Genomic DNA, 23,192 nt, shown 5'->3' with positions numbered 1-23,192 from the left:
ATGAGACACCTAATTCTGTCTTTCCTTTTCCTGGCCGCAGCACTCCAGGCTTCAGTTCCCTGGGAGAAAGGTGAAACCTATCTTCAGTCCGGACAGCTGGATCGGGCATTTGAAGTTTTTCTTTCTTCGGCCCACCTGGAATCCGACCCCATCCTTCAGAGTGAGGCGTATCTTCGAGCTGCGTATGTGCGTTTTCTCCAGAATGACATGGAGGCTTCACGAAGTCTTATTCGATTGTGTATTATGGTCGATCCATCCCGTGAGCCGGGTGCATGGGCCACGACAGAAGGCTTTTTTGCCCTTTATCATGAACTTAAGTCCCGTCCTCCGGTCGAACTGGAATCCAACCTCCTTATGGCGGAGACCAAGCTTCACGACGGTCAGGTCAACGCCTGCCGGAATGATCTTCAATCCCTGATCGATGCCGGGTATGGTTTTCAGGAGGTCTATCGACTCTTAGGGGACACCTACGTTCAGATGGAAAAATTCGCAGAAGCAGAAAGTATCTACCAAAAGGCGAAGAGCGCAGAGAGTATTCTTGCGCGAAACCGGGCAGAGGACCCTCAGTACAGGCTTTTCAGGGCTGCGGAAGCCTATCGAGGCGGGGACGCCATCAAGGCCCTGGAGCTTCTTCCAGAGACCGATGATTCCCCCGGGCTTGTCACCTTCCGACTTTCGCTTCTCGCTCAGTTGAAGAAGTACGATAAACTCATGGCATATCTCGCTTCTCATCCGCAATTTCGTCAGGATCACCGTGATTTCGGCTTTCTCTATGGAACCATCCTGACCCGAATGAACCTCTTTGAAGAAGCGGAGGCCGCCTTCACCGAACTTGTCAAACAGGACCGATTCTGGGTTGAACCCCGGCTGGCACTGGCCAGGCTGTACTGGTCCAGAAACAATCTCGATCTTGCCTCTTCCTATTACAGTCAGGTCATCCTTCTTGAACCTACAAATCCATCGTACCTGAAGGAATTTGGGATTTTCCTTCTCCTCAGGGGAGACGTGGATGCAGCAAAAGAACGCCTGTCGGCAGCCTACCAATTCGCATCAGGATCGGAGGGCAGTGCTGAAATTATCCCCTGGTACGCCCTTGCCCTTCGAGAAAGTGGAGAACCGGCACGTGCGATCTCCATCCTTGAGGGATATGTCATGAATCATCCGTCGGATTCCTGGTCAAAGGAATTGCTGGGTCTGGCTTTTCTGGAAGCAGGAAAGACGGAACAGTGCATCCGGGTTCTTGAACCATCCGCGAAGGAGATGGGCCAGAGGATTCTTGCACGTTGTCTCATGGAACGGGGCCGCTTTTCCGAGGCTCAGGAAGCAATGGACCGGAACACGCTTACGGACCCTCAAACCGCACAGGATCGCAGCGTGATCGCCATGGTCAACGGGTGGAAGGAAAAGGGACTGGAACACCTTCTCCAGACTCCGGGGATTGATGCCATGGTGCAGGATATAGCGGATCGCACCCTCAAGGCGATTCAGGCGATGCAACCATAACCCAGTAGGTATCCCTCCGAACCTTCTGCTCAGCCACTATGGAAAAGGATTTCATCAACTTTTTCGGCAACATGTCCACCCTCTGCTTGTTTATAAGAAAGGGGCGCCCCGGATTATCCCTGCCGAACTCTTCCAATTCGTGAAAATCCATTAGCACCCTGAACGGTTTATTCGTGACCCAGAGGTAAGAGGGCCGCAACTCCCGAAAGCATGCATAGGATGATTCGTTGGGATAGAGGCGGACAAGATCTTCGGCGATGCTATAGGTCGTATCCTGACCGAAGTGGGATACTGCAGAAGAATAGAGCGGGAAGGCCAACCATGACAGGGTCACGAGGGAGAGGATAACGATCCCGGCTCGTCGGAACCGCACCCCCGTCAGACAGGCTAGAATCGCTCCGGCCAGAGGCAGGATCCACAGAAAAGGGTTATGCCCGATGGAAAAACGGTGCGCAGCGGAATGCGCAGCAAACCCCATAGAAGCAAAGAAGAATCCGGTAACACCAAGAACCAGGGAGTAGGCCCGCGAACGGGTCGATTCCAGGGTGAAAATCGCGAGTGCAGGCAGAACAGGAAGAAGGTAAATAATCAGCTTTCCGCTGAACAGACTGAATAAAAGAAGGGGAAAGAAAACCCAGACATAGAGAAATAGGTACTTTTTCCTCTCACGCCAGAGATGGATCATTCCCAGAAGCGCAAGAAACGTAAAGGGTAGTGCGGCGGCCGGCAGGGTCACGAGGTAATAGGTAAGTGGTTCCTTGTGATCTTCACTGGAAACAACCCGGGAAACATTCTGCGCAAAGAGAAGTTCGTTCCGGTATGCATCACCGCCGGTAAGCAATGCCGGAACGAGCCAGCAGGCAAACAGGCCCGTTCCAAGAAGAAGGCTGATCGGATTAAATAATTCCTTAAGAGACTTTTTATCCCGCTCGAAAAGAAACGTTACGGCGGGTACTCCATAGATCCAGATCAATATGACCGGTCCCTTGGTCATAAGGCCGCCGGCCAGAGCAAGACCGAAGATAACCTTCCAGGAAATGCCCGTCCAGGTCCTCTCACGGGAGATTACCGCATATATCCCCAGCAGGACCCAGAACAGAAGAATGATGTCCATCCGTATGGTACGGCTCATAATGAAGAAGAGAAGAGAGGATGCGAGAACCAGCAGGATCGCCGGTGACTCTTCTTCCTGACCAAATCGTGCAGCGAGCTTCCAGGTGAGGAGGAGGGCAAGCATCGAAAAAACCATGCCGGGGAGCAGGGTGGAAACCGCACCTGCCTCTCCCAGACTATTCCAGGAGAGGAGAAGAAGCCAGAAAAAGAGAGGCGGTTTCTGTGAATAGGGTTCACGGTTGTACGTGGGAACAATCAGATTCCCCGATTGTCCCATTTCACGGGTAACCTCAACGTAACGGCATTCATCCGGTTCAAAAAAGGTCCTGGTCCTTAGATTGACAACCAGAAACACACTTGAAATCAGGAACGCAACTATGAAATACTTTTTCATGAATGCATCGAAAGAGGGGGAATCAATCCATAACCCATGAAACTCACGCCGTTTTCACCTGAATATCTTCCGCAGGTCCTCTCCCTGGTTGTCGATAATCTGGAATCCATGGCCGGGTTTCTTCCGATACGAGAACCGGCCATGGATCGTCTGGAAACCATGCTCCTTGACGCTTCAGAACTGCTCCTTGCCTGGGATGGGAAAGCATGCATGGGATTTATCTGGCTCGAAGTTCGAGGAAAGAGCCTCTTTGTTCAGGCTCTTGCGGTGGATGATCAACACAAGAGGCAGGGGGCCGGACAGAGGCTCCTGGCTCGTGCCTTTTCCCTGGCATGTGAACGGCAGCTTTCTTCGGTCTCCCTGGAAGTCCGAGGAGATAATCACCCCATGATACGTCTCGTTCAATCAATGGGGTTTTACTTTTCACGATCCGTTGGTTCCGTGCGGTTTTATGAATTACCGTGTCCCTGACGTTCAGTAGGGGTGAGGCAGCGAGATAAAGGAAACCGTAAGACCGAATTTTTCCGCAACATAATCTCCAAGAGCCTGGATCCCCAGGGTTTCTGTTCGATAGTGCCCGCAGGAGAAAAAATGAGTTTTCGATTCCCGTGCAAGATCGACGACATATTCGCTGATTTCTCCCGTGATAAATGCATCACATCCGTTTACCAGGGCTTCGGGAAATTCACTCTGAGCCCCTCCTGAAACAATCCCGACACGATTCACCAATTCCGGACCTTCGGCCAGATGGATCTGAGGAGATCCGAAGAGATCTTCCAGACGACGGATCAGCTCATGAATTGGAAGATCCTCAGTCTGACAGATCAGGCCAATGGGCGGAGAGCCGTGATAGGGAAATGCCGGTTCAACGTCAGTAAATCCGAGTTTTTTCGCAATCTGGGCGTTATTCCCCAGGACAGGGTGTCCATCAAGCGGGAGATGATAGGCAAGAAGGGAGAGATCATGCTGGAGAAGAAGCTGCAGACGTTGCCGTAGCGGTCCCCGGATTACCGGATCAGACTTTTCCCATAGCAGACCGTGGTGAACCATCAGGGTGTCCGCACCCATCCGGATTGCCTGATCAATGAAGGCCACCGAGGCTGAAACCCCGGTGGCCACATGGTTGACATCCTTCCCTCCCTCGACCTGCAGACCGTTAACACCGGGATCCGGCCAGGTCGATACAGCCAGATAACGATCCAGTTGTTCGAGGAGGGACGTCAGCTTCATGAAAAGGTCTCGGAAATGCTCTTGGCCTGTGTAAAGAGAAGGAGGTAGTCCCGTCCTCCTGCTTTGGAGTCGGTTCCCGACATATTGAATCCGCCAAAGGGGTGAACTCCGACAAGAGCACCTGTACATTTTCGATTGATATACAGATTGCCGGCATGAAGCTGTCTCTTCGCCTGATGAATCTTTGCGCGGGAGCGGGTAAAGGCTGCACCTGTGAGTCCGTAGATGGAATCGTTGGCGAGCTCGATTGCATGGTCAAAGCTATTCGCTTTAAGAACGGCAACTACGGGTCCGAAAATTTCCTCCCGGACAATCGTATCCCCCGGACTCGACGCAATCACTGTGGGTTGAATAAAGTATCCTGAATCAGAGCCAGGGTTCCCTCCCGTAAGAAGTTTCCCCTGCTCTTTGCCAATCTCGATATATCGCATGATGCTTTTGAATGCGCTTTCCGCAATTACGGGTCCCATATAGTTATCACGATTCACAGGATCTCCCACTTTGATGTTCTGGACCATGGGAAGGAAACGCTCCATGAATCGATCATAGATTTTTTCATGGAGGATCAATCGTGAGCAGGCTGAGCATTTCTGTCCCTGAAACCCGAAAGCCGCACTCAACACCTGAGGTACGGCTGAATCAAGATCCGCCTCGTCATCCACGATAATAAAATCTTTCCCGCCCATCTCGAGAATGGTTCGCTTGATCCAGATCTGACCTTCAGAAAGGCGGGCTGCATTTTCACAGATCATGAGCCCCACGTCCATCGAACCTGTGAAGGCAATAAAGCGTGTCTTTGGATGCTTGACCAGAACATCCCCCGCGATGGATCCCGGACCGGTGAGGAAATTCACGACTCCGGGAGGCATCCCGGCTTCTTCGAGGATCAAAAAGACCTGATAGGCGATTCCAGGACTGTAAGATGCGGGCTTTAACACTACCGTATTCCCCGTTACAATCGCGGCTGTTGTCATACCGGTAAGAATCGCGTTGGGAAAGTTCCAGGGAGGAATCACAGCACCCACACCCAGAGGAATGTACTTCAATTCCACAGCCTCACCGCTACGGGTGGTCAATTCCTGATGTTCCGCCAGACGAATCATTTCCCTGCCGTAAAACTCACAAAAGTCAATGGCTTCTGCCGTATCGCCATCGGCTTCCAGCCAGTTTTTCCCTTCTTCCACGATCATCCAGGCATTCAGGAGAAAACGTTTCTTTCGCATGATGGCCGCAACCCGAATCAGAAAGAGCCCTCGCTCTTTTGCGGAAAACCATTTCCATGAGTCATAGGCCTTCAGAGCGGCATCCATGGCCTTCTGAGCCAGGGCTCCGTCGGCTTTCTGAAATTTTCCGAGGACCTGGTCCTTCCTTGATGGGTTGACTCGATCAAAGGTTGCCCCCGCCATGACACGCTCCCCTCCAATTACAAGGGGATAGGTGGTTCCTGCAGAAGCCAGCACCTGATCAATAGCTTCCTGCTGGCGAGCTCGATTTGTCTCTATAGAAAAATCGAGGAAAGGTTCGTTTGAAAAAGTCGGCACGATTGTCATTAGGTCCTCCTGGTATATGGGTATTCAGGTTGTGAAATTTAGCACACAGGCTTCAGCCTGTCAACGAATCCTAATCTGCTGGAATATAGAACTGATCTGCTTCGTCGTTCCCGCATTCCGAGCAGAAGGCTACCAGAATCCTTCCATCCTTGAATTCAAAATTGTACGAGGGTGTTTCACACTCACTGCAAACGATAAAATCGGGCTCTTTATCGTATTCCATAATTCCTCCCTGTCTCTAATGTGTTCGAAGAAGGATGTGGAATCCGCCTGGACTTTCCACGACTTCCGACAACGTACCCGCCTCCATACGAAAACCCACATCCTCAACCTCCATGGGAACTTCATCCCAGCTTATCGTACCCAGATCACCCCCACTCCTCCTGGAAGTCCTGTCATCGCTGTAATCCTTTGCAATCTGAGAAAAGTCAGCCCCCCCCTCCGTCAGTTCCTTATAGAGACGATCTGCAAGGTCTCTTGCCTCTGCCCTGTCCCGGGTGACAGAAATCGGGCTCATGAGAGCTCCCGCGTAAGCCACCATCACATGGCGGAGTCCGATGCACTCCGGTAAAGGTTCAACCCGCTGAAAGAGATGGAATCCGTATGGACTTTCAAGGACCGGACTGACATTACCCACTTCAAGATCCCAGATCTGATCCAGAGGAGAAATGAGCTGGTTCCGGAGATAAACGGGAAGGTAACCGCCCCGTTTGGCCTCCATCCCATTGGAAAACTCTCGGGCCAGTTCATCCATGGATTCTCCATTCACCGCTCTCTGCCGGATTTCTTCAGCAAGAGTAAGGGCTTCTTTCTGGGTTCTTGATACACCGAGAGGCAGGTTTTTTGCGTCAACATGAGAGAGAAGAACATGGATGTAACCACGATACTCAATGGGCTCGATCCTGAAAATATGGAAGCCGTCAGGGAGTGAAATTACATTGGAAAGATCTCCGGGCTTCAGGGGCAGGATCGAATCTTCGAGATCTTTTATTCCATACCCCTTCCGGATCAGTCCAATATATCCTTGATGTTTCCTGGATTCCACATCATCAGAACGGCTGGCCACACCCTCTTCAAAGGGAAGCGTTCCTTTTCGAATCTCGTTCAAAATGGATTCTGCCAGAATTTCCGCTTCTTCCCTGGTTCTGGATCGAGCTTCCTCAACCTTGGCTCCCTTACCATAAGAAACCAGAATATGGCTTACGCCCTGACGCGAACATGGTTCTCGTGGATTTTGCACCTCCGCACGGGAACAGGCCAATAGTCCTCCAAGAAGGGCCAGGAGCGTGAACCCCAGGTTACGATGCAGAGACATGAGCCCCTCCTTTCGGTGTAAGAGCCCTGCTCTTTTTCAGCAGATCCATCTCTTCCGGACTGAGCATACGGTTGATATCGAGATAGAGAAAGACATCATCATTGACATGCACGACCCCTTTAAGAAAAGATACGTCCAGACCGGCCAATTTGGGGGGCGGCGGCAGAATGTCTTTCTCCTCAACCATGATGATCCTGTGGACACTTTCCACTTTAAATCCGACTACCTGACCCTGAATTCTGACAATAAGAATCTTGGGTCTTGGATCCCGCACAGTTTCATCGGGAAAGAGACGGGATTGAAGATTCAGCACGGGTACAACCTGGTTGCGTAATACGATGATTCCTTCGATGAAGGACGGGGCCCGGGGTACCGGGGTAGGAGAACGATAAGAAATGATCTGTACCATGGGCTGGATGTCAAGAACAAAACTCTCCGGGCCCACGCGAAAGATGATGAGCTGACGAGTTTCAGACTCAGGCACGGATCTTGAACCGCTGGATAATCTCTTGGAGAGCTTCCGTCTGAAGTGAAAGCTGCTTCATGATCTCCTGCAATTGGTGAACGGCGGACTGGCTCTCCACATTCATAACCTTGACCTGTTCCATCACCTTGGTGATGCTCTCGGAGTCCTCTGCCTGATGGGATGTGACTTCCAGGATTCCATGGATCATCTCCATCATCTTTTCTGTCGCTTCAGAGATCATGAGGCTTCCACGTTTCTGTTCTTCCGTAGCCTGCTTGACGTAGCTCGTCATTTCGCGCATGTTTTCCACTGCGTCCATAATATGCTTGGATCCCGCACTCTGTTCCGAAGTCGCCTTGGTGATCTGTTTCACCATCTCTCTCACACGTTCAACGGCCTTCGTAACTGCCTGGGAACTGTTGGCCTGCTCCTTGGTGGCATTAGCAATTTCTTTCACCATGTTGGCCGACCGCATACTTGCATCCAGAATCTTTTCCAGCACTTCGCCGGATGTATTGGACAGCTTTACACCTTCCTCCACCTGTTCCTTACCCTTTTTCGTGGATTCGACCGCGTTTGTCACCTCGGCCTGAACGTTTTTGATCAGTTCCGCGATTTCCTTCGTGGATGAGGCGGTCCGTTCTGAAAGATCACGAATTTCCGATGCGACAACGGAGAATCCCTTTCCATGCTCCCCTGCCTGGGCTGCAAGAATCGCAGCATTTAAGGCAAGAAGGTTAGTCTGTTCTGCAATTTCGTCAATAACCGTGAGGATCTTGCCAATCTCTTCACTTCGCTTCCCAAGAAGGAGAACAACATTTTCCGTATTCCCCACGGCATCTCGAATCGTATGCATGGAACGAATCGTTTCCTGCACCGCCCTCATGCCGTCTTCTGCCTGCGTGGAAACGTTCACGGAAAGTTCATACGCTTCGTCGGCATTCTTTTCAACCTCGGAAATCGTAGCGTCCATCTGCATCATGGACGCGGATGTTTCGGTCACAAAGTTTGCCAGATTTTCCATGTTGTGATCAATTTCATTAATGGACGCCACCATTTCGGTCGAGACATTGGCGGTTTCCTCCACCGAGGCGAAGAGGCTGTCCGTATGCTTGGATACTTCCTCCATGGAGGCAACCATCTCGAGCACGGAGGATGAGGTTTCCTCGGATGATGTGGACAGGTTTTCCACATTCTGATTGATGTCCTGAATTCCTGAATTCAGCTTATCCACTGAATCGTAAGCAGATTCGACGACCTGAGCCTGGGTGGAGGACTGTGTGGACACCTTCTCCGACGTCGTATTAATAACTTCAATTGCTTCCGTGAGTTGTCCATGTCCCTGCTTGATTCTCGAAACCATGACCTCCAGATTTTCTGTCATCTGGTTAAAGGCCTTGGCCAGGGCTCCCAGTTCATCTTCGCGGTTCAACGTCACGCGCTGGGTAAGATCCCCCTGGGCGATACGTCCGGCAATGGCCTGCAGGTTGACAATTGGCTTAATCGTAACGGAGGAAGCGAGCTGAATCAGAAAAAAGGAAAGGAGCAGAGCAATAAGAGTGATTCCCACACCGGAAAGAAGAAGCGTTGTTTTGGCTTTCTGCAGACGCTTCGTTGAGAGTGCCAGCCGCAGGTATCCGGGGATTTCAAAGGTCGCACTTTCAATATCGATCTGCTTCCGTTCGTGCATGGACTGAATATCCTTTCGGTCCCGGTTCAGATCCTCCAGGGAAAGTTTTTCCATCCCTTCTTCGGCATGGCATGAGATACAACGAAGATCACTTTTCGAACGAATCTTCAAGCGACCCATTTCCTTTGCAACCCGACCTTCAAGAATCGGATAGGTGAAGACCATAACTTCCTCCCCATCCTTGGTTCGATCCATTTCTCCCTCGTACAGACCATCAGAAATGGTTTCAAATTTTCGGGGGAGATTATCCGGATCACCGGCGGCCATGGTGTCGCCGTTGGAGTCTACAAAATCCGCATATACAACCGCTTCATCCATCAATACCGTATCGACGATATCCTGGAGGTTTTCCTTCAGGGCAAAGATCACGTAATAACTGGAAGTTGAGGCAATGGTTTCCCGGAGAGAAAGACCCTGGCTCGTAACCTGCCCCTTGATAATGTTTGAGGATATAAACATCACGGAGGTGAGGAGCAGAAAGGCAAAGATGAGCAACAGGGCAAAAATTCCCGCAAAAAACTTGATTTTAATGCTGGCTCTTCGGTTAATGTCCTTAATCCATTTCATGGTTCCCCCTGAGCGATTGTACCTTATCTATAGAAAGCCATGCAAGGTAGAGGTCGTCTACGATCATGTCTTCCTGGCTTGCACGATAGGTCTTTACGCGTATATCGGTTTTTGCGTTCCAGAAACTCTGTTCAAGGATGAAGATCTGTTCTTCCATATCCGTGGCCATGGAATCTATGTCTTCTTCACTTATTACGGAAGGTTTACCGGATGGTGAAGCCCGCATCCGTTTGGTTTCCTCCCTCATCGATTCTTCCGAATAAAACCAGGGAACGGATACCAGGCGGTTCAGACGAAGCTTCAGGGAAGAAAGACGTTCCAGTGAATCCTGGAACCGCCGGACCGCACCGATTTCTTCGCTTGAGATTCGGGAGCGATCCAGCCTCTCCTGTAGACGTTCCATTTCCATCTCAAACTTTTTTTCAATCCGCTTTTTTTCGGAAAGTATCTCCCTTTCCGCTATATCCTCAACTCGGTTTCGAAACTCCTCCCCCGTCTCCCCCGGTCTGCCCTCCTCCTGGAAGGGATCACTAAAGGGGAGAGAAACCGAAATCGTATCACTGACAAGGTTCATCAGGTTTTCAAGGGCCCTGGAAACAAACTCTGCATCAGGTTCATATAGAACGGATCGATATTGAAATTCAGCAATCGGATCGGAATGGACTTCGAGCGGTTCCACTCGAATCCAGTTCATTTCTCCTTCAAGAGGAGTGAGAAACAGATGGCGTTTCACTATGATGGAATTCGCCGATGTTCGAAAGGATATCTTAAGATGGACGGCAAGAAAGAGGGTGAGCGGATCATCGGTCTGCTGTCCCGTGTAGCGGATGGGGAGGTTTGTTTCCAGCTCAGGTGGTGGACCTTTCCGGGATTTTACTTCCGCCATCAATTCATCCGTGGTTCGGCTGCTCTTACGAACGTTGGCAGAAGATTCTCTGGAACCCGGGCTGGACGGATCCGGACTCCATGTGATCTTCACGGGTAAGGGGTTTCCGCCAGACTCGGGTTTCCAGACCCAGAAGGTCAGGGATTCATCCCTGCCCCTTTGTTCTGAGAGACCTTTCTGGCTCAGGTGCTTTTCCACGTCTGCGTTCCCGGTTTGTCCGGTTGCTTTCAACGAAACGGAATCCATGATAAAGAGAGGGTCCTGTTTCCACCAGGTTGCAGGGATCCCTTCGAGGGATGGAAAACCGATGACCGTGCAGCCGGTTCGGTGGGGACCGGAGCCGGCTTTTCCCAGCCCGTTCAAAGAGCGGGTTGTTGCGACTTCCTGTCCGGGATCCATAAGCCCGTTCAGAATAAGAATTCTCCTTTCCGGCAATTCTGCATCGGGGACCAGATTCCACACCATGGAAGCGCCAATGATGGATCCCGAGACCAGGCCCCCCCCCAATCGATCCAGGCTGGAGAGATCAACCAGGCATTGACGGGGGTGGGAAAGATTTCCGTAAAAGATATTTTCTTCAAGGGAGAGCCCGCGGCTCCACAGAGTCCAGTCAGCCTTCGACAGGGACCGATTCAATGATTCTTTACAAAGCATAATCCTTTCATCCGCATGTTGAAATTCAAAAACAGACTCGATAAAACGGTCGTAATTCAGTCCGCTGGTTTCGGCTGTCCTTTTTACGATCGATTCCGCAAGGAGAGGGAGAAAGTCCTCCATGGGGAAGTCATCATCCCTTCCCAACCATTCAGAAAGAGCCTCAAACCATATCCCAAGGGCGGCTTCCATCAGGGAGGGATGGCGTCTACAGATGGAAGGAGAAACGAGCGTAAGAAAGCTCAGGATGTCGATCTGTCTTGCCTCACATCTACCAGGGGTCACAAGGATACGGTTTTCAGGCTTATCCTCCGCATGGTGACTCCCCATGGCGAGAAAGGGGCGCAGGAGGTCTCCGGTTCTGTCCAGAATCAGAGCCGAGATCCCATCCCTGAACACCTTATCCAGAAGGGCACCCAGGAAACGCGACCTGTCTGAACCTGGAGAGGCAGCCAGGACGACCCGTTGTGCATGAAGAAGGGCCGTGCCTTCTTCCATGGAAAACATCTCTCCTATGTCCACAGCTGAAAACCTTGCCGAGTCGGGCTGCAGGGCAGAATTCCCCCCCCCAGAGAGCAAAGTGCTTCGGCCAGAGTCTCCCTCATTCCGGGAGAGTGAACGAAGAGTACCGTACCGCCTCCTCCTGCACCCGAAGCCTTCCCTCCCAATGCGCCCGCCTCCATACCTTTTTGTAATGCTTCCTGTATGGAGGGATGATCCATGGCAGGGTGGAGCGTTTTGCGGATAGTCCATTCCTCTGTAACGAGGCGTCCCAGTTCTCGCTCATCCGCCGCAACCCAGGCCGATCGCATCCGTGCTGTAATTTCAGAGAGGGCGGTGAGCTTTTCAAGCGTGCCATATTTGTGGTCCAGTGCGTTTCGTACAACCTTCCAGTTCACGGAACCGGAATGGTGTTCGACAGGCGTTGCATAAACCGAGATCATTTCTTCGATTCCATCAATCCACGGAAGGGGTTCGATCTCCGGGCCACCCGGCCGGTGGTGAATTACCAGTCCTCCTCCCACGATCGGGGGAAAATAGTCCTGATTCCCTGTGGGATATCCCAGAACACGAACCTCCAGATCGCGAAGAAGCGAAACAAGCGCCTGTGTCGTCCATTCATGATCCTGAAGATGGTAAAGAAGAATGGATAAAAGAACCATGAGTGCCGAAGATCCCCCCAGTCCGCTGCCCCGGGGAGGTCGGTCCAGGATAGAGATCTTCACAGAATCCCTTATTCCGGTTGAAGCGATGACCTCCGCGTAGATCCCGAATCCATCCTCAGCCATCGACTGAAGAGAATTCCATTTCCACCGGCGCTGGCCATCGGACAGAATATAGTTCTTTGAGTGTTCAACCGACATGGAAACCCATGCGGATAGAGCAACATTCAGAGTAGAGGCGTTGGGAACAAGCATGGACAGGGGCCAGATATCCAAGGTGCCGCCTGCCAGGTCAGCACGCGTGGGTGCTTTACCGTATAGTTTCAGATTCCCCAACGATGAAGGATCCTCTGGGCCATGAGAACAAAATCCTTTTTTCTCTCCTCGGGAAGAGGGGGAAGGGGAGGAGCCTGAAATGCCAGAGGGTTCACATACGTTCCATTAACCGTAATTCGATAGTCCACATGGGGGCCTGTAGCCAGACCTGTCGAGCCAACATATCCGATTGTCTGACCTGCTTCAATGCGTGAACCCACATGGATTCCGGAAGCAAACTTATGCAGATGCAGGTAAGAAGTCTGAATCCGATTGGGATGCTGCAGCGTGACGGTATTTCCCCATCCCTTGCGATATCCGCGAAAGACGACCTTTCCTGATCCGGTGGCCAGAACGGGAGTGCCGACCGGAGCAGCATAATCAACACCGTAGTGAGGCATACGCCGCTTCAATACAGGGTGCACTCTCGAAGAGGAAAAACGCGAAGAAATCCTGGCCGCGTCAAGGGGGGCTTTGAGAAACGCCTTTTTCATCGGACTTCCGTTCAGATCGTAATATCCTCCGTCGTATCGGACAGCCGCGTGGATCTTTCCATCGTTGACAAGACGGGCGAAAAGGATTGTCCCGGGCTGCCCGTCATCATCCTTGAGATAGAGAACTTCGAAGGTGTCTCCGTTGCGGATGTCCCTGAAAAAATCCACATCCCATTGAAAAATCGAAACAAACTCCACAACCAGACGGACCGTAAGCCCCTCTTTCTCAAACGCCTGGAGGAGACTTGAGTTGATCTCTCCGGATGCATAGGCGGGTTGAAATCGAGAGACACCCGCGGTAACCCACGATGTCCAGGGTTCATGCCATCGGGAGAGGTGCACGGTCCAGCCGTCCGTTGCGCTGATATCAATGGCCCCGGTAAATCCGTGGCTGTTTTGAAGGTAGGTAACTACCCAACCCGGATGAACCGATCGCGGGGAAAAGATGCCCCTGAGTTCTTCCACGGCCTCATTCACTTCCTCAGCGGGAACATGCCGGGACAACATCTCCCCCAGGACATCTCCACTGCGGACCGTTTCTACTAAATGCTCCATCTCTCCCATGAGATCCGGCTTCTGTAGGTGAGGAACGATAACGGTACTTCGAGAGTGAAATCCTGCAAAACTTGAAAACACAAGAAAGATAAAGGTAGCCAGGACAGCGCGGTGCACGGATCTATCTTATCACAATTTGTACTCTCGCGCACAATACTTAAAGTAATACATTAAGAATTCTAACATCTAACACCCGGAACAGGGGGGCCGTAAGAGGGATGTGAATCGTGACCCCCCGCCTGGAACTCAAAAATATCCCCGTAAAATCAAACTCAATGGAGGTGTACAATGAAGTATTTAAGTCTCATTATCATTTTTCTTCTTCCCCTGACCCTCTCCGCTGCCACAGCCGTCCTTCCCGTTGTTGCCCATACGACCGGCCATGCCGGCAGCGAGTGGAGAACGTCCGCCACACTTTACAATGTCGGCCACGACGTCACGGAGATTACCCTGGAATTCATCGCATCCGGGATGACGGTCCCCTCCGGTCAGACAACACTCACGCTGAACCCCGGACAAATATGGACCACCGGGGATCTTGTCGAGACCCTCTCTGCCGATGGTGTCGGAATGGTACTGATCGATACGGATGCGGATACCCTGTCCAGAGTCGGTCTGGAGGCCCGAACCTATGTCCTGAGTGAATCGGGAACGTTCGGCCAGGCGACCCCCCTCGTATCCGAGGATGATTTTTCAAAAGCGGGATCGGAGTTATTTCTTGCCTGTCCATCGAGCCTGAGCCATCGCTTCAATTTTGGGATCGACACACTGGAAGACACGATCGTGAACTGGGTCTTACTGAAGGATACGGGAGAAATCATCAGTGAACGCGAAATATCCTACAGTGGGCCCACCCATGAACAGGTTTCCAGCGGCCTTGCTTCATTCTTTGGCGTGATCAACCCGGGCCCGGGCCTGTTGAAGGCCGAGGTTTTACAGGGCAGGGCGTACATCTATGGTTCGACTGTGGACAATGTCACAAATGATGGGACCTTTCAGCGGGCGACACTCCTGCAGAACAACATTCTCCCTGATATGATCGGAATCGACACATCGGGTGACGGTCAGCCGGACATTCTGGATTCGAATCACGACGGAATTCTTGATCAGACTGTCTCCTTCAGCGCAGGATTTCCCTTTGGATTCCTCTTTAAAATTCTTGTTCATGATGCGGAAGGGGATGCGGTGTCTATTTCTCTAATCAATCCCCCTCAGCAGATGTACATTGCAAACGCAGCCACATTCGAGGTCTACTTCGATCCCGATCCATCTCAGGTCGGGATACGGCAGGACCTGGAGGTGGCTCTTCGCGACGGGCTTGGCGAAACCATCGTGAAAATACCTCTCCAGGTCACTCCATAAGTATAGATCGATCCTGAAAGGTTGACAACGGGGCGACATGGCTGTCGCCCCGTTTATTTTTGCTCCATATCAAGATTATTCCGGCGCCGTAAACTGTTTGAGTTTTTTTGCTCTGGATGGATGGCGTAATTTTCGGAGGGCTTTCGATTCGATCTGGCGAATTCGTTCCCGTGTAACCTGGAATGTCCGACCGACTTCCTCCAGGGTATGCTCATGCCCGTCTCCCACTCCGAACCGGAGGCGAAGGACCTGTTCCTCTCTTGGGGTCAGCGTCCGAAGAACACTGTCGATCTGATGGCTCAAATCCCGATTGATTACCTCTTCAAGGGGAGAGGCAATGGAGGAATCTTCAATGAAGTCCCGAAGGTGGGAATCGTCCTCGTCGCCTACAGGTGTCTCGAGAGAAATCGGTTGTTCGGAAACTTTCAATATCTTTCGGACCTTATGAACTGGCAAATCCATCGCCTTGGCAATTTCTTCCGGGCTGGGCTCGCGGCCGATCTTCTGCAGTAACTGCCGTTGAATACGGTTCAGCTTATTGATCGTTTCGATCATGTGAACGGGAATCCGGATCGTACGCGCCTGATCGGCAATGGCACGGGTGATGGCCTGACGAATCCACCACGTGGCATAGGTGGAAAACTTGTAGCCCCGCCGATATTCGAACTTATCCACAGCTTTCATGAGACCGATGTTTCCTTCCTGGATCAGATCCAGAAACTGGAGGCCGCGATTGGTATATTTCTTCGCAATGGAAACCACCAGCCTCAAGTTGGCGACGATCAGATCGTGCTTGGCTTCCTCGGCTTCCCGTTCTCCCAGGTGAATCAGGCGCAGCGTTCGCTTGAGCTCTCCCGGCGTAAGATTATAGTGGGACTGAATATAGACAACTTCTGTATCCACCTTTTCCTGATACTTGGTGATACGCTTCTCATACATGGTGCGCCGGGCAGGGTTTCGTTCTCCCTTCAGACTGTTTCGTGCCTGGTTGATCTTACTGTTATAACGGTTAATTCTTGTCTGGATATCCTTCAACAGCCGGACGAGACGCCGAAGAGTTTTGGAAGGAAGCTGAATATTGTTCAGACGGCGATTGATCCGTTCCTGGAACATATCGACGTCCTTGCGGATCTTGTCCACAGCGGACGACCCCTTTCGCGCGTTCGCCTGACGCATACGAAGGTTTCTGATCTGTTCGTAACAGTCATTGATTTCCTGGAAGACCTTTTGAACATTGGAGAATTCGATCACCTCATCCTCACCCATGGTGCGGAGAATATCCTTGACCGATTTCCGGCCTTCCTGTACATCATAAAACATACGGCGAAGCTCCTGCATGATCAGGGGGTTTCGCACCAGGGCTCTGAAAATCTTATTTTCCCCGTGTTCTATTCTTTTGGCGATGGAGATTTCCCCATCCCGGTCCAGGAGTTTGACTGAACCCATCTCCTTCAGATAGAGGCGGACAGGGTCTGTCGTTCGTTCGAGTTCCCCTTTCATCAATTCTTCTTCTTCCGCTCTGCGCTGTTTCTGTGTAAGGATGGTTTCCGCCTGCTGTTCATCCTCAAATACGAGGATGTTATAGTCTTCGAGCAGAATCAGAATGTCATCAAAGGCATTGGGATCACTCTTGAGATCCTCCGGGATATGGTCAATTACGTCATCATGAACCACAAAACCTTTTTCCCTGCCCAGACGAATAAGGGAACGAATTTCCGGATAGTGTTCTTCCCAGTTCAAAGATAGATCCTCCTCATCAGGAACCGCTTTCGCGGTGTTTCTTCAAATTCAGCAGCAGAGAGGACAGACGCTGCTTCTCCTGGAGCAACGCCTTGACTTCTTCGTTACCGGCATGTTCCAGAAGTTTCTGTACTCGTTTCAACTCGCGGCTGATGAATTTATATTCGAGGTGACTCACATAAGTATCCGCAAGTTCAGGACTGCGCTCCGCAAACAACATATGACTCAGGAGGCTCAGATCCCCTCCACGCTCTATAAGATGGTTTCGGAACACAGAAATGTCAACCCCTCCCCTTTCCCGGATTATCTCGGTGAGCCATTCCGCAACTCTTCGATTATCCTCATCCTGAAAGAGATCGGGATGGATTCGGTCAGAATACTGATCCTGAAGAGAAGGATTTTCCAGAAGGAGCCCCAGAAGGGACCGCTCCATGTCGGGAAGCGACTCCAATCCCTTTCCGGATCGTGAGGATGAAGCGGGATGCTGAATTTTCTGGTTCAACATGGCCAGAGGCACATCCACCCTGCCGGACAGGCGGTTTAAATACTCATATCGCAACATGTCATCCTTGACGTTTTGCAGGACCTGGAGAATTTTCTGGATACCCAGAGTTTTGTCCAGGGGTGATAACTTACGAACCCCATCCGGAAATTCCCGATCAAAGAGAAAATCCAGGAAGGAACGACGGCTCTCTGCTATAAAACGGCTGAAACCATCCCCTCCCTTTTGTGCCACATAATCATCGGGATCCAATCCCCCGGGCAGAAAAAGAACATCCACATCGAGGCCACCCGAAAGAAGCAGCGGAATCGCGGCAGATGCAGCTTTCATCCCTGCCGCATCTCCGTCGAAACAGAGGAGGGCCTTCGGCGTCACGCGCTTCATAAGCTCGCCATGATGTACCGTCAATGCCGTACCCATGGTTGCTACGGCGTTGGAGAATCCTGCTTCATGGAGTCGAATGCAATCAAAGTATCCTTCCACGACCAGCCACTCTCCTCTGGACGAAGCTTCCCGGCGGGCCAGGTGGTAACCGTAAAGGAGCCGACTCTTCTGAAAGTACCGGGTCTCCTTTGAATTGATATATTTAGGCTGCCCCTCCCTCAGCATCCTCCCGGAGAAACCGACGATGCGTCCGTTGGGAGAATAGAGAGGGATCATCACACGCTCACGGAAAAAATCATATCGATCGTTCCCCTTCACCTGGATCAGTCCGGTCTGAAGAAGGAGAGGCTCCGGAATGCGACCATGAAGGTATCGATAGAGGTTGCTGCCGCCGGGTGACCAGCCGATGCGCCAGCGATTCCATATTTCCTCGCCAAAGTTACGTCCCGTTAAATAATCCCTCACGCCTGCACGTTCCGCATGGAGGCTTCGATGGAAAAACTCAGCTGCACTTTTGAGAACGTCCTCCACATCACCACTTCGCGGTTCTTTTGAATCTTTTCGGCTCTCCGGAAGCGTGATTCCAGCCTTCCGTGCAAGGATCTCCAGAGCTTCGGGAAAGGAGACACGCTCCATTTCCATCACAAAGGTGAAGATATCTCCACCCTTTCCGCACCCAAAACATTTAAAAAGACCCAACGTTTCATCGACATAGAAAGACGGTGTCTTTTCCCTGTGAAACGGACACAATCCCTTCCAGCGTGATCCGCTCTTTTTCAGCTCTACGTAGCTTCCAATTTCACTAATCGTGTTGATGGCACGCCGGATTTCATCAAGGAGGTATCGATCCTGGGTCATTAGAGATCCACCTCCGTTCCTCCGTTATCCGAAGTCGGGCGAAAGGAGGAGACCTGCCTGTGCCGTTTCAGATGATCCCGGACTGCGCGGCGAAGTCTTCCCGTTCCATGCCCATGGATGATGATGAGGGATCCCAGACCGGATCGGAGGGCATGATCGATTGCCTCATCCACCGTGTCCAGGCATGCCTCGACATCCATACCGATGACCATTACATTTGTGGCAGGTTCCGAGGCCGACTCATACTCAACAGTTCCCGAAGCGGCTGACGAACCTCCATCTGTCTGCACCTCTGCTGCGGGAATCCATACCTGCTTTCCCTCGATTTCAACGCGAAGCAGCTCATCCGCTGTAAGGTCTCGCACCGTCCCCTTGAGCTTTCCTCCTCGAATCCGTACAGCCTGACCGATACGAAACTGCGGGATGGTCTCCGCCGATTTTTTCAGAGTATCCGGCGCGGAGAGAACGCTATTCCGGAGCTTTCGCTCCGCCTTCTGGCCGACTTTCACGCCTTCCTTTCGAAGGGACTCAATTTTATGTTCCAGATCTTTCAGTACATCGGAACGCCAGTGATCCAGGTCGTTGCGAAGACGCTCCTTTTCATTCAGAATCTGTTCCTTGAGCTTTATTTTCATTTCCTCCAGCCTGTCAAGCTCCCGTTTCAGCATATCACCCCTGGCCCTCTGCTCATCCACCATTCGGGAAAGAAGATCCAGCATGCGATCCCTTTCCGTTGCCTCGGGACCGAGAAGCGCCCGTGCACGTTGAACCACCTCATCCCGAAGACCGGTCGAGCTGGCAATCTCGAGCGCATGGCTTGAACCGGGCTTTCCGGGAACGAAGGTAAAGGTGGGGCGAAGGGTTTCCGCATCAAATTCCATGCTCGCGTTCACGAACGAGGTATGAGTCAGAGCGAGCATCTTGAGCTGCATCAGATGGGTTGTAATAAAAGCTCGAGCCCCGCTTTTGTGAATATATTCCAGGATTGCCGTAGCGAGAGCTGCTCCCTCTTCCGGATCCGTACCAAATCCCGCTTCATCAATGAAAAGAAGAGTTCCACGATCTACCCGGTCCACCATGGTCTTCATGCGGCCCATGGCCGCGGTAAACGTTGAAAGGTCATGCAGCATATCCTGTTCATCCCCGACGAAGATCATGATATCCGAATAGAAGGGAATCCTGGTTCCCGGACCGGCCGGGACCGGCCAGCCCATTCTGCCCAGAATGGCGATCAGGGCAGTGGTTTTCAGGGCCACCGTTTTTCCTCCGCCGTTCGGACCGGAGAGGATAAGAACGGAATGTTCCGGTTTGAAGGTCATGGTCAGAGGGATGACCCAACCCTTCCGCCCGGTTTCGGCAAAAAGGTCCGATCGCAAATCTGAAAACCGTTCATCGATCAGCGGATGACGCCCCTGGACAATCGAAAATGGTTCACGGAGCTCGGCCTGTTCAGGCAAAATTCCTTCCGCCCTTTTCATGAATGAAATGAAACAAAGATAAAGATCGACTTCTGCTAAAAATTCAAGAGCTCCCGGGAGATCCTCTCGAAATGGTTCGATTTCTGAAAGAAGCCGCCCGAGAATCCGTTCCTTCTCGAGCCGCAGGTCTTCGAGAGCATGACGGTGAGTGTTATTGGCTGAAACCACCTCCATTGGCTCAATAAACACTGTATTTCCAGAAGATGAGGCCCCCATGAAGAGTCCAGGAACATGGGACTGGAAGGAAGCTTTTACCTGCAGACAATAGCGTTCATCCTTAAATGCAACCGTGTCTTCCTGAAGGTAGTCCTTGTGAGAATGCTGAACCACCGAAATTGACTTCTGGAGTTCACGATAGGCTCTTTCGACCCGTCGTCCAAGTTGAACCAGTTCCGGGAAGGCATCGTTACGAAGAATCCCTTCAGGATGAAACCGGGGAAGCCAGGCTTCAAGGATCGGTTCAAATCCAAAGGGCTCACCGGCCCATTTCTGTAAATCCGGCTCCGGGCCTTCCCGAAAGGTACGATGGAGCCGGCTCAATCGATCCAGAGAAAGGAGAACCTCGTGGGACGCCTTTTCAGATAGACGATCCCCTTGCTCAGGGATCATCCTGAGAAACATATGAATGTTCTCTTCGATTCCTTCCAGGGAAACACGGCCCTGTCGAATCAGCGCTTCGATGCGTGCATGGCGAAGGCTGATCTCGGGTTCCGAGAGAAAGGTCCTCTGAGACAGAACACCCTTCCGGCCGCCCTCTGTCCGGGCAAAGGTGCCGATAAGGGTCAGGACCTGTTCCAGGTCACAGCCCGACCACATGTCAGGACTGGTAACGCCGCTTCTCTTTAAGGACTTTGCGTCGAAGCTTCTTCTTCGCCTGGAGTACCTTTTTCTTTCGAACTTCGCTGGGCTTTTCGTAATGCTGGCGCTTTTTGATTTCCGAAAGGATTCCTTCACGCTCACACTGGCGCTTAAACCGTTTTAACGCATTTTCGAAAGACTCTCCGTTTTTAACAACGACGAAGGCCAAGAGGCCTCACCTCCTATCGTTTGCGATTGATGAGAGAGGCAATATACCCTGCGGCGACTCCATTGTCAATGTTCACGACGGCGATACCGGCCGTGCAGGAATTCAACATACCCAGAAGAGGCGTCAGTCCGCCAAGGTGTGAACCATACCCTACGCTGGTGGGAACCCCGATGATTGGACCGGGGAAAAGTCCTCCCAGTACAGAGGGAAGAGCACCTTCCATCCCTGCCACTGCGACGATCACGGGAGCCTCACTTAGTTCCTGCCAGTGGTTTAAAAACCGATGCATTCCCGCCACACCCGCATCTCGAACCACAAAAAAAGGGCAGGAAAGAAAGGTAAGGGTCTCACAGACCTCTTCCACGACCGAACCGTCACTGGCTCCCGCTCCCACAACCCCGACAGTTCCTGCGGGCGGCTCTTCCGGAGCAAAGGCACCGGACCGCAGGGTCCTTGCCAGCGGATTGGAATGCAGATCCGGGAAGAGGCTGAGAAGGTGGGTAACGACTGTCGATTCCAGGCGGGTAATAAGCAGGGGACGGGTTTCCTGCCGGTACGATCGAATCACGGCTTCGAGCTGGTCCAACGTTTTTCCTGCCCCATAGATGATTTCCGGCACACCCCTCCTCAGAGCGCGATGGTGATCCATCGTAATGTCGCCTATGGCCTGAAAGGGAAGGGACTTTAACTGTTCAACGGCCTGCGAAGGGCTCAGCCGCCCATCTTTTACATCATTGAGAAGGGCCAGGATGGAAGCTCGATCTACTGCTCCTTTTTGACCGCTGTCCATTTCTTGTTATAGAGTCTGCCCCGGTTAAAATAAAAACCAGCCGCGGATGCATCCTCCCTCTGGTAGAACCAGGCGATTACGGTCTTTCCCCCCTCATTGTACTCCTTGATAAAGTTGATGTTGGGGACACCGCAGATCTCCTTGACCTGATCCATGCTCATCCCGGCCTTAACCTCATCAAACCGTTCCTGCGTGATGTATTTCAGTTCGTCGGCACGTTTGATCTTCTCCAAAAGCACATCGTATTCGGGATCAAACTGGATGGCCTGTCGATAAATGTCAATTGCCTTGGTATATTTGCCGCCCTTCTGGATGTACTCTTCTGCAATCAGGATATTCTCGTCACTGTACATCCGAACGGCCTTTTTTGTCTCCTGAGCATCCGGAAAATCGTTGAGCCCCTTATTGAGGAACATGGTGAGATTATCCATAAAGGTATTTACCTTTTCATCGAGCTGGGACTTCATCTCACTCCGCTTGGTCTGCAGTTCAGCGAGATCTTCTGTTGGAAGATCTTCCTTCTTATACTTTCGAGGATTTGCTTTTGCGTCCTCCAGGGTGGCGATTTTGGAATCCAGCTCATTGATCTGGGTCCTTACGTCAACAATATCTTTATGCGCCGTATCCAGTTTTGAAAATTCTGCAGTGATGTCAAACTCGGGCTGTTTGGAACCCGGCTTACAGGCAAGGATGACCATAAGCCCAATACCGAACAGGATCAGCATGAATCGTTTCATCATACACCTCCCTTGTTTCTCACCTTTAGTGTAGCACCAAAGGTACGATTTCGCAAACAGCCTTATACCTGTCTTTTTCCTTCCACAGCATAACATTCTTCGTTTTAGAAAAAGGTTATTTGACTTACCTGAGGTGGAAATTCCGGCACCGATTTTGGGACATTTTCCAAATGGAACCCTTGACACATTAGCAAGAGTTCGATAGACTCCTCCTGCGGGGTGGAGCAGTCAGGTAGCTCGTCGGGCTCATAACCCGAAGGTCGGTGGTTCAAATCCACCCCCCGCAACTCAGAAAGTAACGACCTCCTCGAAGTTGAGGAGGTCATTGCATTTATAGCAACATTTCTCTGTGGGAGCCGGTGAACCTGCGATTTCAGGAACCATTCACGGGTTCATTTCTCAGGGTGGTCGCTTATCAG

At 51.6% G+C, this 23,192-nt stretch carries 19 protein-coding genes and 1 tRNA gene; 4 read left to right on the top strand and 16 right to left on the bottom strand.

The genetic code is table 11. The features are described from left to right. Entirely contained in the window at positions 1-1,503 is a 1,503-nt protein-coding gene (locus tag PLD04_00565; GenBank protein ID HXK66809.1) for a hypothetical protein, read from the top strand. Here PLD04_00565 and PLD04_00560 read toward each other — a convergent pair. Beyond that, on the bottom strand, positions 1,475-3,010 hold the full coding sequence (locus tag PLD04_00560; protein ID HXK66808.1) for a glycosyltransferase family 39 protein: 1,536 nt from the start codon (positions 3,008-3,010) through the stop codon (positions 1,475-1,477). The genes PLD04_00565 and PLD04_00560 overlap by 29 nt on opposite strands. A 36-nt stretch (positions 3,011-3,046) precedes the next feature. Here PLD04_00560 and PLD04_00555 point away from each other — a divergent pair, with 36 nt between their 5' ends. After that, positions 3,047-3,481 (top strand): GNAT family N-acetyltransferase, encoded by a 435-nt coding sequence (locus tag PLD04_00555; protein HXK66807.1) that lies wholly within the window; start codon positions 3,047-3,049, stop codon positions 3,479-3,481. 3 nt (positions 3,482-3,484) lie between these two features. Here PLD04_00555 and PLD04_00550 read toward each other — a convergent pair whose 3' ends face one another. From PLD04_00550 to PLD04_00510, 9 genes are all read right to left on the bottom strand, one after another. Beyond that, complete coding sequence (locus PLD04_00550) at positions 3,485-4,240, bottom strand: Nif3-like dinuclear metal center hexameric protein (GenBank protein ID HXK66806.1); 756 nt, start codon at positions 4,238-4,240, stop codon at positions 3,485-3,487. Next, positions 4,237-5,784: an L-glutamate gamma-semialdehyde dehydrogenase gene (locus PLD04_00545; protein HXK66805.1), complete on the bottom strand. Its 1,548-nt coding sequence runs from the start codon at positions 5,782-5,784 to the stop codon at positions 4,237-4,239. Before PLD04_00545 ends, PLD04_00550 begins: the two co-directional genes overlap by 4 nt. 76 nt (positions 5,785-5,860) lie before the next feature. After that, positions 5,861-6,013, bottom strand: a complete 153-nt coding sequence (locus tag PLD04_00540; protein ID HXK66804.1) for a hypothetical protein — start codon at positions 6,011-6,013, stop codon at positions 5,861-5,863. Positions 6,014-6,028: 15 nt separating this feature from the next. Further along, on the bottom strand, positions 6,029-7,105 hold the full coding sequence (locus PLD04_00535) for a peptidylprolyl isomerase (protein HXK66803.1): 1,077 nt from the start codon (positions 7,103-7,105) through the stop codon (positions 6,029-6,031). Beyond that, on the bottom strand, positions 7,089-7,589 hold the full coding sequence (locus tag PLD04_00530) for a chemotaxis protein CheW (GenBank protein HXK66802.1): 501 nt from the start codon (positions 7,587-7,589) through the stop codon (positions 7,089-7,091). The genes PLD04_00535 and PLD04_00530 overlap by 17 nt, the downstream gene beginning before the upstream one ends. Beyond that, positions 7,582-9,828 (bottom strand): methyl-accepting chemotaxis protein, encoded by a 2,247-nt coding sequence (locus PLD04_00525; protein ID HXK66801.1) that lies wholly within the window; start codon positions 9,826-9,828, stop codon positions 7,582-7,584. Before PLD04_00525 ends, PLD04_00530 begins: the two co-directional genes overlap by 8 nt. After that, on the bottom strand, positions 9,815-11,866 hold the full coding sequence (locus PLD04_00520) for a hypothetical protein (protein HXK66800.1): 2,052 nt from the start codon (positions 11,864-11,866) through the stop codon (positions 9,815-9,817). Before PLD04_00520 ends, PLD04_00525 begins: the two co-directional genes overlap by 14 nt. Before the next feature lie 14 nt (positions 11,867-11,880). Further along, positions 11,881-12,807, bottom strand: coding sequence for a hypothetical protein (locus PLD04_00515; protein HXK66799.1), 927 nt, complete (start codon positions 12,805-12,807; stop codon positions 11,881-11,883). A gap of 47 nt (positions 12,808-12,854) precedes the next feature. Beyond that, positions 12,855-14,012, bottom strand: coding sequence for a peptidoglycan DD-metalloendopeptidase family protein (locus PLD04_00510; GenBank protein ID HXK66798.1), 1,158 nt, complete (start codon positions 14,010-14,012; stop codon positions 12,855-12,857). A gap of 171 nt (positions 14,013-14,183) precedes the next feature. Here PLD04_00510 and PLD04_00505 point away from each other — a divergent pair, with 171 nt between their 5' ends. Next, positions 14,184-15,257: a hypothetical protein gene (locus tag PLD04_00505; protein ID HXK66797.1), complete on the top strand. Its 1,074-nt coding sequence runs from the start codon at positions 14,184-14,186 to the stop codon at positions 15,255-15,257. A gap of 75 nt (positions 15,258-15,332) precedes the next feature. On the opposite strand, the gene rpoD is transcribed toward PLD04_00505, so the two are convergent. From rpoD to PLD04_00475, 6 genes are read right to left on the bottom strand one after another with little or no spacing between them, the layout of a single operon-like run. Further along, positions 15,333-16,997, bottom strand: coding sequence for an RNA polymerase sigma factor RpoD (rpoD, locus tag PLD04_00500; protein ID HXK66796.1), 1,665 nt, complete (start codon positions 16,995-16,997; stop codon positions 15,333-15,335). Positions 16,998-17,013: 16 nt separating this feature from the next. Next, positions 17,014-18,741 (bottom strand): DNA primase, encoded by a 1,728-nt coding sequence (gene dnaG / locus PLD04_00495; GenBank protein ID HXK66795.1) that lies wholly within the window; start codon positions 18,739-18,741, stop codon positions 17,014-17,016. Then, positions 18,741-21,035, bottom strand: a complete 2,295-nt coding sequence (locus PLD04_00490) for a Smr/MutS family protein (GenBank protein ID HXK66794.1) — start codon at positions 21,033-21,035, stop codon at positions 18,741-18,743. The genes dnaG and PLD04_00490 overlap by 1 nt, the downstream gene beginning before the upstream one ends. 1 nt (position 21,036) lies before the next feature. Beyond that, the gene (rpsU, locus tag PLD04_00485) at positions 21,037-21,246 is read right to left on the bottom strand and encodes a 30S ribosomal protein S21 (protein ID HXK66793.1); all 210 of its coding nucleotides are present in this window, start codon (positions 21,244-21,246) and stop codon (positions 21,037-21,039) included. 13 nt (positions 21,247-21,259) lie between these two features. Continuing rightward, on the bottom strand, positions 21,260-22,036 hold the full coding sequence (gene larB, locus PLD04_00480; GenBank protein HXK66792.1) for a nickel pincer cofactor biosynthesis protein LarB: 777 nt from the start codon (positions 22,034-22,036) through the stop codon (positions 21,260-21,262). Next, positions 22,009-22,773 (bottom strand): hypothetical protein, encoded by a 765-nt coding sequence (locus PLD04_00475; protein HXK66791.1) that lies wholly within the window; start codon positions 22,771-22,773, stop codon positions 22,009-22,011. Before PLD04_00475 ends, larB begins: the two co-directional genes overlap by 28 nt. Before the next feature lie 213 nt (positions 22,774-22,986). Here PLD04_00475 and PLD04_00470 point away from each other — a divergent pair. After that, positions 22,987-23,060 (top strand) — tRNA-Met (locus PLD04_00470). Positions 23,061-23,192: the final 132 nt, after the last annotated feature.

The sequence above is a fragment of the Thermoanaerobaculia bacterium genome (assembly GCA_035593605.1).
Classification (GTDB): Bacteria; Acidobacteriota; Thermoanaerobaculia; order UBA2201; family DAOSWS01; genus DAOSWS01.
This window is presented reverse-complemented; position numbering and strand designations above follow the sequence as displayed.

Excerpts from the sequence above, each read along its gene's own strand:
- PLD04_00535 (HXK66803.1), bottom strand. The coding sequence starts at position 7,105 with ATGTCTCTGCATCGTAACCTGGGGTTCACGCTCCTGGCCCTTCTTGGA.
- larB (HXK66792.1), bottom strand. The coding sequence starts at position 22,036 with ATGGACAGCGGTCAAAAAGGAGCAGTAGATCGAGCTTCCATCCTGGCC.
- PLD04_00520 (HXK66800.1), bottom strand. The coding sequence starts at position 11,866 with ATGGAAGAAGGCACGGCCCTTCTTCATGCACAACGGGTCGTCCTGGCT.
- PLD04_00505 (HXK66797.1), top strand. The coding sequence starts at position 14,184 with ATGAAGTATTTAAGTCTCATTATCATTTTTCTTCTTCCCCTGACCCTC.
- dnaG (HXK66795.1), bottom strand. The coding sequence starts at position 18,741 with ATGACCCAGGATCGATACCTCCTTGATGAAATCCGGCGTGCCATCAAC.
- PLD04_00475 (HXK66791.1), bottom strand. The coding sequence starts at position 22,773 with ATGAAACGATTCATGCTGATCCTGTTCGGTATTGGGCTTATGGTCATC.
- PLD04_00555 (HXK66807.1), top strand. The coding sequence starts at position 3,047 with ATGAAACTCACGCCGTTTTCACCTGAATATCTTCCGCAGGTCCTCTCC.
- PLD04_00490 (HXK66794.1), bottom strand. The coding sequence starts at position 21,035 with ATGTGGTCGGGCTGTGACCTGGAACAGGTCCTGACCCTTATCGGCACC.
- PLD04_00560 (HXK66808.1), bottom strand. The coding sequence starts at position 3,010 with ATGAAAAAGTATTTCATAGTTGCGTTCCTGATTTCAAGTGTGTTTCTG.
- PLD04_00540 (HXK66804.1), bottom strand. The coding sequence starts at position 6,013 with ATGGAATACGATAAAGAGCCCGATTTTATCGTTTGCAGTGAGTGTGAA.
- PLD04_00550 (HXK66806.1), bottom strand. The coding sequence starts at position 4,240 with ATGAAGCTGACGTCCCTCCTCGAACAACTGGATCGTTATCTGGCTGTA.
- PLD04_00525 (HXK66801.1), bottom strand. The coding sequence starts at position 9,828 with ATGAAATGGATTAAGGACATTAACCGAAGAGCCAGCATTAAAATCAAG.
- PLD04_00565 (HXK66809.1), top strand. The coding sequence starts at position 1 with ATGAGACACCTAATTCTGTCTTTCCTTTTCCTGGCCGCAGCACTCCAG.